We start from the raw sequence: 16,079 nt of genomic DNA on the forward strand, positions 1-16,079 counted from the left end.
GGGTCGGGCTGTCGCTCGCCGCCGTCCTCGGGCTGCTCTGGTTCCTGCAGCGCCGGGTCTCGAAGACCCAGGCGCGGCGCCGCGACGCCGAGGCGATCACGGTGCTCGGGCGGCAGGGCATCGGTCCGAAGGCGCAGCTCGTGGTCGTGCAGACCGACGACGCCCGCTACGTGCTCGGGGTCACCGAGCACGGTGTGAGCGTGGTCGACCGCCTTCCCCTGCGGCCGGAGCCCGCGGACTCAGAGGTCGGGCACCCGCCGGCCACCCGCACGGCCGACGACGCCGAGTTCGACCGCATCCTCGCCGCCGCCGCACTCACGAGCGCGCCCCCGGCGGTCGCCCCGGCACCGGAGCTCCGTCGCCGCGTGCGGCACCGCAACGACCCGCTCCGCGGTTCCATCCTCTCCCCCGACACCTGGCGGCAGACCGCCGAGGCCCTCCGGCGCGCACGATGACCGCGACCCGTGCCGTCGATCGCGGTCGCGCCTCGCGGCTGGTCGTCCTCGTCGCGGTCGCGATCCTCCTCGCCGTCGTCCTCGTCGCCCTCTCCGGCACCGCCGCGCACGCGGAGGTCACCCCGGACGACGGCGAGGGCGTGACGATCGACATCAACGGCATCGACGGCGGCCCGTCCGGCTCGATCCTCACCCTCCTGGGGATCACGCTGCTGTCGGTGGCCCCCGCGCTGCTGCTGATGATGACGTCGTTCACGAAGATCTTCGTCGTCCTCGCCATGACCAGGAACGCGCTGTCCCTCCCGACGATCCCGCCGAACCAGGTGCTCGCGGGCCTGTCGCTGTTCCTCTCGCTGTTCATCATGTGGCCCGTGCTGACCGAGATCAACACGCTCGCGGTGCAGCCGTACATCGACGGGGCGCTCACGTTCACGCAGGCCGTGGACGTCGGGCAGGCCCCCCTGCGGGAGTGGATGCTGCACTACACGCGCGAGGAGGACCTCGCGCTGATGACCCGGATGGCCGGGCAGGACAATCCGGAGGACGCCGCGAGCGTGCCGATGTACACGCTCATCCCCGCGTTCATGATCTCGGAGCTGCGGGCCGCCTTCATCATCGGCTTCGTGATCTTCGTGCCGTTCCTCGTGATCGACCTCGTCGTGGCGGCGGCGCTGATGTCGATGGGCATGATGATGCTCCCGCCGGTCATGATCTCGCTGCCGTTCAAGATCCTGCTGTTCATCCTCGTCGACGGGTGGGGGCTCATCATCAAAGCGCTCCTGGAGAGCTACGGAGGTGTGGGATGAGTCCCGAAGCCGTCCTCGACATCGGTGCCCAGGGGCTGCTGATCGCCGCCAAGCTCGCCGCCCCGATGCTCATCACCGCGCTCGTGGTGGGCTTCGCGATCTCGCTGCTGCAGTCCATCACCCAGGTGCAGGAGGTGACGCTGTCGTTCGTGCCGAAGATCGTCGCGGTGGGCATCGCCCTGCTCATCGCGGGGAACTGGATGATCGCCGAGATCATCGCCTTCACGAACGAGATGTTCGCCCGCATCCCGTCGCTGCTGAGCGGATGAGCCCGTGTTCATCCCGATCGACTTCGCGTGGCTGGAGGCCACCCTGCTCGCCGCCGTGCGCATCACGGCGTTCATCATGATCGCCCCGCCGTTCTCGTACGGCGCGATCCCGGTGCGCGTGAAGGCGATGCTCTCGATCGGACTGTCGCTCGCGGTGGGGGCTGCCGTCGCGCCCGGGTACGAGAGCCTGGACACCGGGCCGTTCCTCGGTGCGCTCGTGATCCAGCTGCTCACCGGGGCCCTGCTCGGCTTCCTCGTGCTGCTGTGCTTCTCCGCGGTGCAGGCCGCGGGCAGCCTCATCGACGTGTTCGGCGGTTTCCAGCTCGCCCAGGCCTTCGATCCGGCGGCGATGGTCAACGGCGCGCAGTTCACCCGGCTCTTCCACCTCACCGCGCTCACGCTGCTCTTCGCCTCCGGCGGCTATCAGCTCATCCTCGCCGGGCTCGCCCGCAGCTTCGACGCGGTGCCGGTCGACGGCATCTTCCGCGTGGCGGGACCCGCCGAGCTGCTCGTCGACGGGGTGTCCCAGATGGTGCTGGCGGCCGTGCAGATCGCGGGTCCTCTCGTCCTGGTGCTCTTCCTCGCCGACGTCGGGCTCGGTCTCATCACGCGCGTGGCGCCGGCGCTCAACGCCTTCGCGATGGGCTTCCCCGTCAAGATCCTCCTCACGCTCCTGCTCGCGGGCGCCGTGTACGTCGCGTTCCCGGGAATCGTCGACGCCCTCGCCACCCAGGCGTTCCGCCTGATGCAGGGGGTGACACCGTGAGCGGCTCGGACAGCGGCGAACGCAGCGAGAAGGCCACCGAGAAGCACCTCAGGGAGGCCAGGCAGAAGGGCCGGATCGCCCGCAGTCAGGACCTCACGGCGTGGCTCGGCATCGGCGCCGCCGCCGTCATGATGCCCGCCGCCATCGCCGCGGGGACCGCCGCCGGCACCGAGCAGCTGGTGACCCTCGCCGGGCTCATGCAGGCGCCTTCTCCGGAGGCCGCGCTCGCCGCCCTCGGACGGGCCCTCGCCTCGGTGCTGCCCACGCTGGGCGCGCTGCTGGCCGCGGTCGCGATCGTGACGCTGTTCGGCGCGGTGGTGCAGGGCGGCGTGCACCTGCGGAAGCTGTCCGGGCGCTACGAGCAGTTCAACCTCGTCTCCGGCGTGCGGCGGGTGTTCGGCCTGCAGGCGCTGTGGGAGGGGGCGAAGGCGCTCCTGAAGACGGCCGCCATCGCCCTCGCCCTGTGGGTCGTCATCTCCGGGCTCATGCCGGTGCTCACGGCGAGCGGCGCGCACTCCGTGTCGCGGCTGCTCGGCACCGCGGCGGACGGCACCGCGGCCCTGCTGCAGACCGCCATCGCCGTGGGTCTGGTGCTCGCCGCGATCGACCTGTTCGTCGTGATGCGCCGCAACCGCAAGCACACGCGCATGACCAAGCGCGAGGTGCGCGACGAGAACAAGAACTCCGAGGGCGACCCGCTCATCCGGCAGCAACGCCGGTCGCGTCAGCTCGCGGTGAGCCGCAACCGCATGATCGCCGCGGTCGCCGGCTCCGACGTCGTGGTCGTCAACCCCACGCACATCGCCATCGCGCTCGAATACGACCCCGGCACGTCCGCCCCGCGGGTCGTCGCGAAGGGCAGCGGCGTCATCGCCGAGCGGATCCGCGAGAAGGCGCTCGAGTCCGGCGTCCCCCTCGTCCGCGACATCAGCCTCGCTCGCGCTCTGCACGCCTCGTGCGAGCTGGGCCAGGAGATCCCCGAAGACCTCTACAACGCCGTGGCACGGGTCCTCGTGTTCGTCGACGCGCTGCGGCGCCGAGGCGCCGCCCGCGGCATCCACTCGCTCCCCTACCGGAGGACCGTATGAAGAAGCTCCTCACCACGCTCGGGGTGCCGATCGGCGTCGTCGGCATCATCATGCTGCTCGTCGTCCCGGTGCCGCCGTTCCTGCTCGACGTGCTGATCATCCTCAACATCATGTTCGCGCTGGTGATCCTGCTGACGTCGATGTTCGTGAAGAAGCCGCTCGACTTCTCGGTGTTCCCCTCGCTGCTGCTCGTGGCGACGCTGTTCCGGCTCGGGCTCAACGTCGCCTCCACCCGCCTCGTCCTCGGCGAGGCGTACGCGGGACAGGTGATCGAGGCGTTCGGGGCGATCGCGGTGGGCGGCTCGCTCATCATCGGCGCCGTCGTGTTCCTCATCCTCGTCGTGATCCAGTTCGTCGTGGTGACCAAAGGTGCAGAGCGCGTGGCCGAGGTCGGCGCCCGGTTCACGCTCGACGCGATGCCGGGCAAGCAGATGGCCATCGACGCCGACCTCAACGCCGGCCTCATCAGCGACACCGAAGCCCGCGAGCGCCGGGCGGAGGTCGCCGCCGAGTCCGACTTCTACGGCGCGATGGACGGCGCCTCGAAGTTCGTCAAGGGCGACGCGATCGCCGGGCTCGTGATCATCATCATCAACCTCGTCGGCGGCATCGCGATCGGCCTCGTCCAGCACGGCATGTCGATCGACCAGGCGGTGAGCACCTACAGCCTGCTCACGATCGGCGACGGCCTCGTCACCCAGATCCCCGCGCTGCTCATGGCGGTCTCGACCGGCATGATCGTCACCCGCTCGACCGCCGAGGCCGAGATGGGATCGGCCGCATCGACGCAGCTCGGCCAGTCGCGCAACGCCCTCATCATCGCGGGGTCCGCGGCCATCGTCATGGCGCTCATCCCGCACATGCCGATGCTCCCCTTCCTGGTGATCGGCGCCCTGCTGCTGCTCATCGCCCAGCGCATCACCGCGACCCGCAAGCGGGAGGAGGCGGAGGCGGCGCAGGCACCCGCTCCCGCGCCGGTGGACCAGCCGGAGGAGCTCATCGAGCGCATGCGGGTGCACCCCCTCGAGATCCTCCTCGCCCCGGACATCGTGGATCTGGTGACCGGCGGCCCCGACGACCTCCTCGCGAGGGTCAAGGCGCTGCGGCGGCGCATCGCGCTCGACCTCGGTCTGGTCACCCCGCCCGTGCGCACCAGGGACAGCATCGAGCTTCCCCAGGCGACCTACGTCATCCGCATCGCGGGCGTCGAGACCGGGCGGGGCACCGCGCCGACCGGGTCGGTGCTGGCGCTCGGACAGGGCCTGGACAGCCTGCCGGGGACCGCCGCCCTCGACCCCGTGTTCGGTCTCGAGGGCAAGTGGATCCCGATGGAGATGCGCCACAGCGCCGAGTTCGCCGGAGCCACGGTGATCGACCGGGCGAGCGTCATCATCACCCACCTGTCGAGCGTGATCCAGACGCACGCCGCCCGCCTGCTCAGCCGCGAGGACGTGCGTCAGCTCACCGACGCCCTGAAGCAGGTCTCTCCCTCGGCGGTCGAGGAGCTCACCCCCGCGCTGCTGTCGCTCGCGGAGGTCCAGCGGGTGCTGCAGGGGCTGCTCGCCGAACGGGTGCCGATCAACGACCTCAGCCGCATCTACGAGGCGCTCGCGCTCCGTGCGAAGACCTCCACCGACCCGGAGGGACTGATCGAGGCCGCCCGTGCCGCCCTGGGACCGGCCATCGCCTCCCGCTTCGCGGAGGACGGCACCCTCCGAGTCGTCATGATCGCCCCGCTGCTGGAACAGGCGATGCTGGAGAGTCTTCGTCCCGGCGACGAGGGCTCGCAGATCGTCTTCGACCCGCCGCGGATGGAAGCGGTGATCGCGTCGGTGAAGCAGGCCGTGGCGACGCCGACGGACGGCGGCGAACCGGTGCTCGTCTGCGCCCCCTCGCTGCGTCCCGCCGTGCGGCGGCTGGTGTCGGCGCAGACCGACGGCCTCCCCGTCCTCTCCTACAGCGAGGCGACCGCCGCTCCCCTCACGATCGAGACGATCGGCGTGGTCCGCGACTCCTCCACCGCGTCGCTCGGGGCCGCCCCCGCCGCACCAGTAGGCTGAACGAATGCTGGTGTTGACGAGGCGGATCGGTGAGAGCGTGCGCATCGACGGCGAGATCGAGGTCACGCTGCTCGACATCAAGGGCGACAGCGTGCGCATCGGCGTCAAGGCCCCGCGGGAGACCCGGATCCAGCGCACCGAGATCATCGAGGCCGTCGTCGCCGAGAACGTCTCCGCCGCCGCCGACACCGACGCGAGCGCCGCGGATGCGATCACCGCGGCACTCGCGCGAGGGCGCGAGAAGCAGACCCCCTAGGCCCCGCGGGCCGGCGTCGTCGCGGCGCGGCGCTCCGCCGCGTTCCGCACGGCGTGCAGGGTCGCCGTCAGCACGGAGCGGTCGCGGCCGGCCGCCCATCCCGAACGCGCGCCGTCGCGGTACTCGATCAGGGTGAGCGCGTCGCTGTCCGGGCCCGTTCCGATGCTCGTCTGGTGCAGACTCAGGATCTCGACGGGCAGACCGATTGCCGCGAGCGCCGTGCCCAGCGCCTCCACCGGACCGACGCCGTCGTGGCGGGTCCGCGTCTCGACGCCGTCGGCATGGAGCGTGATCGTCGTGCACCCTCCCGCGACGTCGGCATCCGCCCGCAGCTTCAGCGGTCCCGTGTCCGCGCTCGCGAGGTAGGCGGCGTGGAAGATGTCCCACACCTCCGCGGCCGTGACCTCGCGTCCCGTCTGCTCGGTGCGCCGCTGGACGTGACGAGCGAGGTCGATCTGCAGGCGCCGCGGCAGCTCGATCCCATAGGCGTCTTCCAGCAGGTACGCGATGCCGCCCTTCCCGGACTGCGAGTTGACGCGGATCACGGCGTCGTAGCTGCGGCCGATGTCCGCCGGGTCGATGGGCAGATACGGCACGCGCCATTCGATCTCGTCCTCGGGGCGGCCCTCCTCCGCGGCACGGGCGCGATGCTCCGCGAACCCTTTCCGGATGGCGTCCTGATGGGTGCCCGAGAAGGCGGTGTGCACGAGGTCGCCGGCATACGGGTGCCGCGCGTGGATGTCGATGCCGTTGCAGTGCGCGACGGTCCGGCGGATCTCGTCGATGTCGGAGAAGTCGATCATCGGATCGACGCCCTGCGCGTGGAGGTTGAGGGCGAGGGTCACGAGGTCGACGTTGCCGGTGCGCTCCCCGTTGCCGAAGAGGCACCCCTCGACCCGCTGCGCACCGGCGAGGACGGCGAGTTCCGCGCAGGCGACGCCGGTACCGCGGTCGTTGTGCGGATGCACGGAGAGGATGACCCCGTCGCGACGCCCGAGGTTGCGGTGCATGTACTCGATCTGGTCCGCGTAGACGTTCGGGGTCGCGACCTCGACGGTCGCCGGCAGGTTCAGGATCACGGGACGCTCGGGGGTCGCGTCCCACAGGGTCGTCATCGCCCCGCACACGTCGAGGACGAAGTCCGGCTCGGTGAGGGTGAACACCTCGGGGGAGAACTCGAAGCGGACGTTGTCGAGCTCCCCCGCGAGGCGGAGCACGTCCTGGCCGCCGGCGAGGATCAGCGCCCTCAGCCCCTCCCTGTCCTGGCCGAGGACGACATCGCGCCACGTCGGCGCCGTGGCGGTGTACATGTGGATGACGACGGGGTTCCGGATGCCGCGCACGGACTCGACGGTCCGCTCGATCAGGTCACGCCGCGCAGGCGTGAACACCACGATCGTCACGTCGGCAGGAGCGAGGTCGGTCTCGGCGAGGAGCCGGACGAAGTCGTAGTCCGTCCGGGAGGCCGAGGGGTATCCGACCTCGATCTCCTTGTAGCCCATCGCGACCATGAGCTCGAAGAAGCGCCGCTTGCGGGCCGGGTCCATGGGCTCGGCCAGCGCCTGGTTCCCGTCACGGAGATCCACGGGGACCCAGAGAGGTGCGTGCGTCAGCCGCGCGCTCGGCCAGGTCCGCGTCTGCAGCGGCACGACGACGCGCGAGTACACGTCTCGATAGCGATGCGACGGCATCTGCGAAGGCCGCTGCCTGTTCCAGTGCGGAGCGTCGTCGGGGAGGGCGCCGGACGGGGTGGCGAGGGTCGGGAAGGCGCGGGATGGGGTCATGATCGGGTTCCTGTTCGGATCGCGAGGAAGGCGACCGGCGCGTCCTGCTCCCCACGACGGGGAGCCGGTCTGACTAGACCCCGTGGTGGCGACGAAGGAGGAGGAACCCGGATGTGCGCATAGGGAGAACCTAGCACAACTCCTCAGACAAGCAGAGCAGTCGAGTCACCTGCGAGAATGGACCCATGACGACCGTGCGCCGCGAATCCCTCGCCGAACAGGCCGCCGAGCTGCTCCTCGCCCGGATCGGAGCCGGCGAATGGGAGATCGGCGGGAAGCTTCCCGGCGAGACGACGCTCGCTCCGCAGCTCGGCGTGGGTCGCTCGACGGCCCGCGAGGCGATCCGCATCCTGGCCGGGCGCGGTGTGCTCGCCACCCGCCAGGGCGCGGGCGTCTTCGTCACGGCCGTCGAGCCCGCCCCGACCTGGGATGCCGTCCTCGACCGCGCCGACATCATCGCGGTCCTCGAGGCCCGCACCGCGATCGAAGTCGAGGCCGCGGCGCTCGCTGCGGAGCGCCGGACCGCGGCCGACCTGGACGAGCTGAGGCGCACGCTCGCCGAACGCGACCGTCGACGCACGGACATCCGCGCGCACGTCGAGGCGGACATGGCCTTCCACCGGGCCGTCGTCGTCGCCTCCGGCAATCCCGTGCTGCGAGAGCTGTTCGACGGCTTCGCCCCGCGCTCGCTGCAGGCCATGATCGACATGCTGCGCATCCGCGGCCATCACGGCGACGCCGCCGACCAGGACGCGCACGGGCGTATCGGCGATGCGATCGCCGCGCGCGACCCCCGGACAGCCGGCGCCCTGACCCGGGAGCACCTCGATACGGTGAAGAGGCTGTTCGGCTGACGCCGGAAGGCGAGCTCAGACGGCGGTCAGATCCGACTCCTGCGCCCGTTTCCACTGATCCCCGCCGGCGTCGCGCGCCCGTTCCGCCGCGGATGCCGCCGCCGCGACGAGTGTGTCGTAGTCGTATCCCGCGACGGCTGCGGTCGCCCAGCCGATGCTGGCGGAGGAGCGGATCCCGCTCGCAGGCGCCTCCAGATCGATGATCGACACGGATGCCAGGATCGCCCGCAGGTGGAACCGCACCGCCTCGTCGCTTCCGTGGATGATGACGATCGCGCGGTCGTCGGCGACCCGCTCCGCATCGGCTGTCGCCGGAAGCGCGTCGCCGATGTCCGCGTGGAACCGATCTGCGATGCGTCGGAAGCCGGCGCTGCTCGACGCCTCGCGGAGGTCGGTGGGGTCGTCCAGGCGGATGTCGAGGATCGACCAGGCGGGGTCCTTCTGCGCTGACGCCTTGCGAAGCCGCTCCCTGGCGCGCTCCGCCGCGCCGTCCGTCCCGGGCGTCGCGCTCTCCACCCGCACGAGGAGCACGAGGGTGAAGGCTGCGCACGTGCTCACGACGATCGTCCCGACCGCGTTCATCCCGCGCAGCGCGCTGAGCTGCTCCTCCGTGCTCACGCCTCCCGAGACGAGGGCGGAGCCGGCGCTCACGACGGCGACCACGACGAAGCCGCACGCGGCGAGCGCGAGAGGCAGCACGATGTCCCGCGACGCCGGCTGCCCTCGGAGCAGCTCCCAGGCGAGCAGGCCGGCGAAGACCGCCATCGCCAGGAAGACGACGTGGAAGACCGGCAGATACCAGCGCGTGCCCGCCGTGAGGATCAGCGCCGTGGGGACGCCGACGAGCGCGAGGACGACCGGCAGCCAGGGCGCTGACCGTCCGAAGTGCATCCGCACCCCGAGCCACACGAGCGGCACGAAGGAGACGACGATCGCGGAGGCGGCCGCGCGGAGCACGGGGCTGCCGGTGTGGTGCCCGGCCAACCAGAGGTAGGCGCCGAGCATCCCGATGCCGAAGGCGACGCCCCAGACGATGGTCGCCCTGCTCGGCCGCGCCAGGGTGGCGAGACCGACGACGATCGCGGTGAGCACGGTCACCACGGCCACCATGCTCGTGGTGACGTCGACGCTGACGGGCACGAGCGGCGTCATACGGGGTCCTCTCTCATTCGTCGGGGGAAGCGGACGGTGACGGTGGTCCCGACGTCCACCTCGCTCGTCACGAGGATGGCGCCGCCGTGCGCGAGCACGATGTCCCGCGCGATGCCCATGCCGAGACCGGTGCCGGCGATGCCGCCGCGCACGGCGCTGTCCGCGCGGAAGTAGGGCTCGAACAGCCGCGGCAGCTCCTCCTCGGCGATGCCGATCCCGGTGTCCGCCACGGTGACCTCGGCGTGTCCGTCCGACTCCGCCAGCCGCACCGTGATGCGCCCGCCCCCCGGCGTGTACTTCACGGCGTTGCCCAGGAGGTTGTCCAGCACCTGACGCAGCCGGAACGCGTCGCCCGTGATCACCATCCGCTCGGCCCCGTCGAGGACGAGCTCCTGCCGCGCGGCCCCCATCAGGGGCGCGAACGACGCGGCCGACTCCTCGACGACCACGCGCAGGTCCACCGGTTCGAAGGGGTCGTGCGAGACCCGCCCCGTCTGGGCCTGCATGCTCGTGACGAGATCCTGCAGCCGCTCCCCCGCGTCCGCGATGACCTCGATCTGTGCGGGCACGCGGCCGGGGAGGTCGTCGCGCTCGCGCAGGAGCTCGACGTGGCCGATGATCGCGGTCAGCGGGTTGCGCAGCTCGTGGGAGATCACGGCGGTCAGCGCCCGCCGCTCCTCGGCGGCCTCCAGGAGCGCGGTGACGTCGTCGATGACGACGAGGGTGATGCGCTCCCCCTCCCGGGCTCCGGCGATGGGCTGCGTGGTCACGGCCAGGGCGTGCCACTGCCCTGCCCCGTCGTACAGCCACACCCGCTCCTCCCGCATCGACTCCCCCGCGGCCGCCCGCGCAAGCGTCGTACGCTCCGGGGTCAGAGCCGTCCCGCGCCGGGCGTCGTACTCGACGGACGCCGACGGGAGCGCCGCGCCGAAGCGGTCACGGCCGTAGAGGGTGCGGTAGGCGTCGTTCATCTGCAGGATGCGGCCCGCGGAGGTGACCACGACCAGCGCGATGCGCAGCGCGTCGATGACCTGCGTGACGCGCTCCTGGTTCGTCTCGGCCCGCTCCGCCGCCCGGTTCACCTGCTCCGAACGGCGCTGCAGGAGCCGCCGTGCCGCGCCGGAGCGCTGGGCGCCGATGCGGACCGTCACGCCGAGGAAGCTCAGGGTGATGACGACCGTGAGCACGCGCAGCAGCACGTCCTCCGGCGGGCCGGAGCGGTCCGAGAAGAACACCAGGCAGCCGCCGCTGAGCGCGATGCCGACGAACACCCAGGGCATCGAGAAGTAGGTCGCCAGCCAGACCACGGGGAAGACCCAGAGGAAGCCGAGCCGGAGATCCGGCACGTTCGTCGTCAGTCCGACCCCGAGCACGTCGAGCAGCGGGAGGACCGTCACCGCCGTGCGCGGCAGACGTCGCCACGGGACCATGAGCGCCACCAGGGTGGTGACGACGATGAGGCCGATCCCCCCGATGAACAGCGGGATCGCGAGGGTCTGCGGCTTGAAGCCCGCGACCATCACCACGATGGCGACGATGCTCGCGGTGAACACCAGCTGCCACCGCCAGATCGAGACCGTGCGGATCATCAAGGTCCGCCTCCCGGTCGATCCTCAGCATTCACGCAAGATTACTCAAAGATCGTCACTTCTCGCTCTTCAGGAGGCGTTCGCGCCCTACGATTCTGAGTGGGAGCCGACGCTGCGACTGGGGATTTCGCAGAAGCTGGGGCCGCGCGAGTGGGGATTCGCAGGCATCCGGGGCCGCGGTGGGGGAGCCGCGGCCTCGACCCCTCCCGTCAGGGGCGCCGATCGTCGGACGTGAGGCGGTATCCGACGCCACGCACCGTCTCGATGTAGCGAGGGGCGGTGGGACTGTCGCCGAGCTTCCGACGCAGATTGGCCATGTGCGTCTCGATCGCCCGCTTGTCGGGTTCGCTCACCCGATCGAAGGCGTCGCCGGAGGCTCCGCGCAGTCCGAGCGCGAGGTCGGCTTTGCTGCAGACCCGGCGGCCGGCCTCGAGGAGCGCCGCGAGCAGGTCGAACTCGGTGGGGGTGAGTTCGACGGGGCGCTGGGCGACGAGCACGAGGCGCGTGTCGAGGTCGAGACTGAGGTCGCGGTGCACGAGCCCTCGCCACGTGGCCACGGTGGCATCGGCGGCGGCACCGGCCGGGAGCGCAGCACTCGGGGCGGGTGAGGCCGCGGGCACGGGGGTCGGAGCCGCCGGGACCTGCGCGGCGGCGAGAGGGAGCGGGTCCGTCGCCGGGGTGCGGGTGCGCCGGAGGAGCGCCTCGATCCGGGCACGCAGCTCGCGCGGCCGGAAGGGCTTCACCAGGTACTCGTCGGCACCGGAGGTGAGGCCGAGCACCACGTCCGACTCGTCGGCCAGGGCGGACAGCATGATGATGAAGGTGTCGCTGACCTGTCGGATGCGCCGCGCGACCTCGAAGCCGTCGATGCCGGGGAGGTTGATGTCGAGCGTGGTGATGATCGGACGGTGCGCCGCGACCGCCGCGAGCCCCTCCGGCCCGGAGCCGGCCAGCACGGTGCGGAACCCCGCGGCGAGGAACACCTCGTCCAGCAGCGACCGGACCCCGGGGTCGTCCTCGATGATGACCGCGACCAGCGGCTCCCCCGCCGTCACGCGCGCTCCTCACGGGTGATCGTGACGACGCGAGGTGCGTCGGCGTCGAGTTCCGACGGGTCGAGGGCGTCGTCCTCGCCGGCACCGACGGGGCGTTCGATCTCGATGTCCCACCAGGCGTCGGCGAGCTCCTCCGCCATACCGCGGCCCCATTCCACGACCACGACCGATCGCTCCAGGTCGAGGTCGAGGTCGTCGAGTTCCGCCGCGGAGCCGAGGCGATAGGCGTCGACGTGCACGAGCGGCGCGCGGCCGACGAGCGACGGATGCGTGCGGGCGATCACGAACGTGGGGCTCTGCACGGGACCGCGCACCCCGAGCCCCTCGGCCAGGCCGCGGGTGAACGTGGTCTTGCCCGCCCCCAGCGGCCCGCTGAGGATCAGGAGGTCGCCCGGCGCGAGCTGCTCGCCGATGCGCAGGCCGAGCTGCTCCATCTCCTCGGAGGTGGAGATCCGGCGGCGTCCGAGGAACGCGGGGTCCAGGCTCACGTCGTCCTCCGCGGCACCCGGTGACCGATGCGGGTGACGATCTCGTAGCCGATCGTGCCGGCGGCCTCCGCCCAATCCGTGGCCGACGGCACGCCGAGGGTCGGATCCCCGAACAGGGTGACCTCGTCACCGACATCCACCGGTGCATCCCCGACGTCCACGACGAACTGATCCATCGCGATCCGTCCGACGTTCGTGTAGCGGCGCCCTCCGATCGACACGGGCAGGCGTCCGGAGGCGCTGCGGGGCACGCCGTCGGCATAACCGAGGGGCACGAGCGCCAGGGTGGTCTCGCGGTCGGTGCGGTGCACGTAGTCGTAGGAGACCCCGGTGCCGGCGGGCACACGACGGACGGCCGCCACCGCCCCGCGCAGGGTCATGGCCGGGCGCAGACCCAGTTCCGCGGAGGAGCGGTCGTCGAAGGGCGAGAGGCCGTACGTGCCGATGCCGATGCGGACGGCGTCCAGCCGTGTCTCCGGCAGGTCGATCGCGGCGGCCGTGGCGGCGATATGGCGGATCTCCGGGCGTACGCCGAGCGCCGCGGCCTGCGCCACACCCTCCTCGAACCGGGCGAGCGCGGCGCGGTCGTCGGCCGGCGAGGCGTTGGAGAGGTGCGAGAAGAGGCCCACGATGCGCAGGCGGCCGATGCGCTCCAGCCGGGCGGCCTCGGCGAGCACCGTCCCCCAGTCGTCGGGAGCGATGCCGTTGCGCGACAGCCCGGTCTCGAGCTTCAGGTGCACGGCGACCGGGCGGTCCGCGGACGCGGCGGCGGCGGCCGCCTGCAGCTGGTCGTACGACGAGATGCCGACCTCGACCCCTTCCGCAGCCGCCTCCAGGAACCGCTCCCCCGGGGCGTGCAGCCAGGCCACCACAGGCGCGTGCACGCCCTGACGCCGCAGTTCCAGCGCCTCCGGGATCTCGGCCACGCCGAGCCGCGTCGCACCGGCGGAGAGCGCGGCCACGGCGGTCGCGGCGGCGCCGTGGCCGTAGGCGTTGGCCTTGACGACGACGAGCACCTCGACTCCGGTGAGCCGGCGGAAGTGCCGCACGTTGTCGGCGATCGCATCGAGGCCGATCGTGGCCTCGCGGAACGGGACGGTCACAGCGGGGCTCCTTCGGCGACGACGAACGCGGCGGCGAGGCCGGCATCGTGGGTGAGGGTGAGATGCAGCGTGCGGATGCCGCGCTCCTCGACGACCGCGGCGGTGGATCCGGACAGCACGAAGTGCGGCTTTCCGGAGGCCTCCGAGGCGATCTCGATCTCGGTCCAGTGCACGCCGTCGGAGCCGCCGAGCGCCTTGATCAGCGCTTCCTTCGCGGCATATCGCGCGGCCAGAGACGGCAGCCGGAGCTCCCGTTCGGACGGAGCGAACAGCCGCTCGCGCAGGCGAGGGGTGCGGGTCATCGTGCGCTCGAACCTCGGGATGTCCACGAGGTCGATGCCGGTGCCGATGATCACGCGTTCAGCCTACCCGGGCTTGCCCACCCACCCCTCTCCGTACACCCCACCCCTCTGCGTGCGCACGCAGAGGGGTGGGAGGAACACAAGGGGGTGGGTCGGCGGTCACTCCACCGTGACGGACTTCGCGAGGTTGCGCGGCTGGTCCACGTCGAGACCCTTCGCGGTGGCCAGCGCCATCGCGAAGATCTGCAGCGGAACCACGGCGAGCAGCGGCTCGAACATGGGCCCGGCGAGCGGGATGTGGATGACCTCGTCGGCGAAGGGCAGCACGGCGGCGTCGCCCTCCTCCGCCACGACGATCACGCGGGCGCCACGGGCGCGGATCTCCTGGATGTTGGAGACGACCTTGGAGTGCACGAGCGCGGAGTGCCGCGGCGACGGCACGAGCACGAACACCGGCTGTCCCGGCTCGATCAGGGCGATCGGACCGTGCTTGAGCTCACCGGCGGCGAAGCCCTCCGCGTGGATGTAGGAGATCTCCTTGAGCTTGAGCGCACCCTCGAGCGCGATCGGATAGCCGACGTGGCGGCCGAGGAAGAGCACCGAGCGGGTGTCGGCCATCCAGCCGGCGAGCTGCGAGACGTGCTCGTGCTCGCTCTCCAGCACCTTCGCGACCTTCTCCGGCAGCGCGGCGAGCTCTTCGACGTCCGTGGAGGCGTCGGCGACGACACCGCGGACGCGGCCCATGTGCAGGCCGAGCAGCAGCAGGGCCGCGATCTGGGCGGAGAACGCCTTGGTCGAGGCCACGGCGACCTCCGGGCCGGCGTGGGTGTACACGACGGCGTCGGACTCGCGCGGGATGGTCGCGCCCTGCGTGTTGCAGACCGACAGCGTGCGGGCACCGCGCTCCCGGGCGTACTTCACGGCCATGAGGGTGTCCATGGTCTCGCCGGACTGGCTGATCGAGACCACGAGGGTGTCCGCGCCGATGACCGGGTCGCGGTAGCGGAACTCGTGGGCGAGCTCGACGTCGACGGCCACGCGGGCCCACTGCTCGATCGCGTACTTGCCGACGAGCGCGGCATAGGAGGCCGTGCCGCACGCCGTGATGATGACGCGGTTGATGCCGACGAAGAGCTCGTCGAGGCCGTCCAGCTCCGGGATCACGACCTGACCATCGCGGATGCGTCCGCGGATGGTGTTCGCGACCGCCTCGGGCTGCTCCGCGACCTCCTTGGCCATGAAGCTCGACCATCCGCCCTTCTCGGCGGCGGCGGCGTCCCAGGAGACGTCGAAGGGCTCGGCGGTGACGGGCGTCCCGGCGAAGTCGGTCACGGTCACCGCGTCCGGGGTGATCGAGACGATCTGGTCCTGACCGATCGCCAGTGCCTTGCGGGTGTGCTCGACGAAGGCGGCGACGTCGGAGCCGAGGAAGTTCTCCCCCTCGCCCAGACCGATCACGAGCGGCGAGTTGCGGCGGGCGCCGACGACGAGCCCCGGGTGGTCCTGGTGCATGGCCAGGAGCGTGAAGGCCCCCTCGAGGCGGTTCACCACCGTGCGGAAGGCGAGGGCGAGATCGCCGCCGTTGCCCGCATACTCGCGGCCGAGGAGGGCGGCGGCCACCTCGGTGTCGGTCTCGCTGCGGAAGGCGACGCCGTCGGCGAGGAGCTCGTCGCGCAGGGCCGCGAAGTTCTCGATGATGCCGTTGTGGATCACCGCGAGCTTGTCGTCGTCGGCGAGGTGCGGGTGCGCGTTGACGTCGGTCGGTCCGCCGTGCGTCGCCCAGCGGGTGTGGCCGATGCCGGTCGTGCCGTCGGCGAGGGGGGCGTCGCCGAGCGAGTCGCGCAGCATGGCGAGCTTGCCCGCCTTCTTGCGCATGCCCAGCGTCCCCTCGCCGTCGATCACGGCGATGCCCGCGGAGTCATAGCCGCGGTACTCGAGCCGGGCGAGGCCGGCGAGAAGGATGTCCTGGCTGGGCCGCGGGCCCACGTATCCGACGATTCCACACATGCGGATAAGGGTAAGCGGCATTTTTTGCGAACCGTCCGAACAATC

At 71.4% G+C, this 16,079-nt stretch carries 16 protein-coding genes; 8 read left to right on the forward strand and 8 right to left on the reverse strand.

Translation table 11 applies throughout. The features are described 5' to 3' along the window. The first annotated feature begins 44 nt into the window (after positions 1 to 44). Genes AB0300_RS12475 through csrA form a run of 7 tightly spaced genes read left to right on the forward strand, consistent with a single transcriptional unit; the run spans position 45 to position 5,700 of the window. On the forward strand, positions 45 to 455 hold the full coding sequence (locus tag AB0300_RS12475) for a flagellar biosynthetic protein FliO (protein ID WP_238695681.1): 411 nt from the start codon (positions 45 to 47) through the stop codon (positions 453 to 455). Then, positions 452 to 1,261: a flagellar type III secretion system pore protein FliP gene (gene fliP, locus AB0300_RS12480; protein ID WP_025104365.1), complete on the forward strand. Its 810-nt coding sequence runs from the start codon at positions 452 to 454 to the stop codon at positions 1,259 to 1,261. The genes AB0300_RS12475 and fliP overlap by 4 nt, the downstream gene beginning before the upstream one ends. Next, positions 1,258 to 1,530: a flagellar biosynthesis protein FliQ gene (gene fliQ / locus AB0300_RS12485; protein ID WP_025104366.1), complete on the forward strand. Its 273-nt coding sequence runs from the start codon at positions 1,258 to 1,260 to the stop codon at positions 1,528 to 1,530. Before fliP ends, fliQ begins: the two co-directional genes overlap by 4 nt. Positions 1,531 to 1,534: 4 nt before the next feature. Continuing rightward, a complete protein-coding gene (locus AB0300_RS12490; RefSeq protein ID WP_025104367.1) occupies positions 1,535 to 2,296 on the forward strand; it encodes a flagellar biosynthetic protein FliR in 762 nt (253 codons plus the stop codon). Next, positions 2,293 to 3,384 (forward strand): EscU/YscU/HrcU family type III secretion system export apparatus switch protein, encoded by a 1,092-nt coding sequence (locus AB0300_RS12495; protein WP_366216106.1) that lies wholly within the window; start codon positions 2,293 to 2,295, stop codon positions 3,382 to 3,384. Before AB0300_RS12490 ends, AB0300_RS12495 begins: the two co-directional genes overlap by 4 nt. Beyond that, positions 3,381 to 5,444: a flagellar biosynthesis protein FlhA gene (locus AB0300_RS12500; protein ID WP_025104369.1), complete on the forward strand. Its 2,064-nt coding sequence runs from the start codon at positions 3,381 to 3,383 to the stop codon at positions 5,442 to 5,444. The genes AB0300_RS12495 and AB0300_RS12500 overlap by 4 nt, the downstream gene beginning before the upstream one ends. Before the next feature lie 4 nt (positions 5,445 to 5,448). After that, entirely contained in the window at positions 5,449 to 5,700 is a 252-nt protein-coding gene (gene csrA / locus AB0300_RS12505) for a carbon storage regulator CsrA (protein WP_025104370.1), read from the forward strand. On the opposite strand, the gene AB0300_RS12510 is transcribed toward csrA, so the two are convergent. Then, positions 5,697 to 7,391, reverse strand: coding sequence for a 2-isopropylmalate synthase (locus AB0300_RS12510; RefSeq protein WP_366216128.1), 1,695 nt, complete (start codon positions 7,389 to 7,391; stop codon positions 5,697 to 5,699). The genes csrA and AB0300_RS12510 overlap by 4 nt on opposite strands. A gap of 278 nt (positions 7,392 to 7,669) precedes the next feature. Between AB0300_RS12510 and AB0300_RS12515 the strand changes: the two genes are divergently transcribed. Beyond that, a complete protein-coding gene (locus tag AB0300_RS12515) occupies positions 7,670 to 8,338 on the forward strand; it encodes an FCD domain-containing protein (protein ID WP_366216107.1) in 669 nt (222 codons plus the stop codon). A 15-nt stretch (positions 8,339 to 8,353) separates the two neighbouring features. Here AB0300_RS12515 and AB0300_RS12520 read toward each other — a convergent pair whose 3' ends face one another. The 7 genes from AB0300_RS12520 to glmS form a co-directional block, all read right to left on the reverse strand. After that, positions 8,354 to 9,490, reverse strand: coding sequence for a hypothetical protein (locus AB0300_RS12520; RefSeq protein WP_025104373.1), 1,137 nt, complete (start codon positions 9,488 to 9,490; stop codon positions 8,354 to 8,356). After that, the gene (locus tag AB0300_RS12525; RefSeq protein WP_366216108.1) at positions 9,487 to 11,079 is read right to left on the reverse strand and encodes a PAS domain-containing sensor histidine kinase; all 1,593 of its coding nucleotides are present in this window, start codon (positions 11,077 to 11,079) and stop codon (positions 9,487 to 9,489) included. Before AB0300_RS12525 ends, AB0300_RS12520 begins: the two co-directional genes overlap by 4 nt. A gap of 209 nt (positions 11,080 to 11,288) precedes the next feature. Beyond that, on the reverse strand, positions 11,289 to 12,134 hold the full coding sequence (locus AB0300_RS12530; RefSeq protein WP_249521007.1) for a response regulator transcription factor: 846 nt from the start codon (positions 12,132 to 12,134) through the stop codon (positions 11,289 to 11,291). Continuing rightward, complete coding sequence (gene tsaE, locus AB0300_RS12535; protein ID WP_366216129.1) at positions 12,131 to 12,568, reverse strand: tRNA (adenosine(37)-N6)-threonylcarbamoyltransferase complex ATPase subunit type 1 TsaE; 438 nt, start codon at positions 12,566 to 12,568, stop codon at positions 12,131 to 12,133. The genes AB0300_RS12530 and tsaE overlap by 4 nt, the downstream gene beginning before the upstream one ends. Before the next feature lie 50 nt (positions 12,569 to 12,618). Beyond that, positions 12,619 to 13,725 carry an alanine racemase gene (gene alr, locus AB0300_RS12540; protein WP_366216109.1) on the reverse strand — a complete coding sequence of 369 codons (1,107 nt, stop codon included), beginning with the start codon at positions 13,723 to 13,725 and terminating at the stop codon, positions 12,619 to 12,621. Next, a complete protein-coding gene (locus AB0300_RS12545) occupies positions 13,722 to 14,081 on the reverse strand; it encodes a holo-ACP synthase (protein WP_025104378.1) in 360 nt (119 codons plus the stop codon). Before AB0300_RS12545 ends, alr begins: the two co-directional genes overlap by 4 nt. 105 nt (positions 14,082 to 14,186) lie before the next feature. Further along, positions 14,187 to 16,034 carry a glutamine--fructose-6-phosphate transaminase (isomerizing) gene (gene glmS, locus AB0300_RS12550; protein WP_366216110.1) on the reverse strand — a complete coding sequence of 616 codons (1,848 nt, stop codon included), beginning with the start codon at positions 16,032 to 16,034 and terminating at the stop codon, positions 14,187 to 14,189. Between the last annotated feature and the right edge of the window lie 45 nt (positions 16,035 to 16,079).

The organism is Microbacterium sp. NPDC078814, assembly GCF_040702645.1.
Lineage (GTDB): Bacteria > Actinomycetota > Actinomycetes > Actinomycetales > Microbacteriaceae > Microbacterium.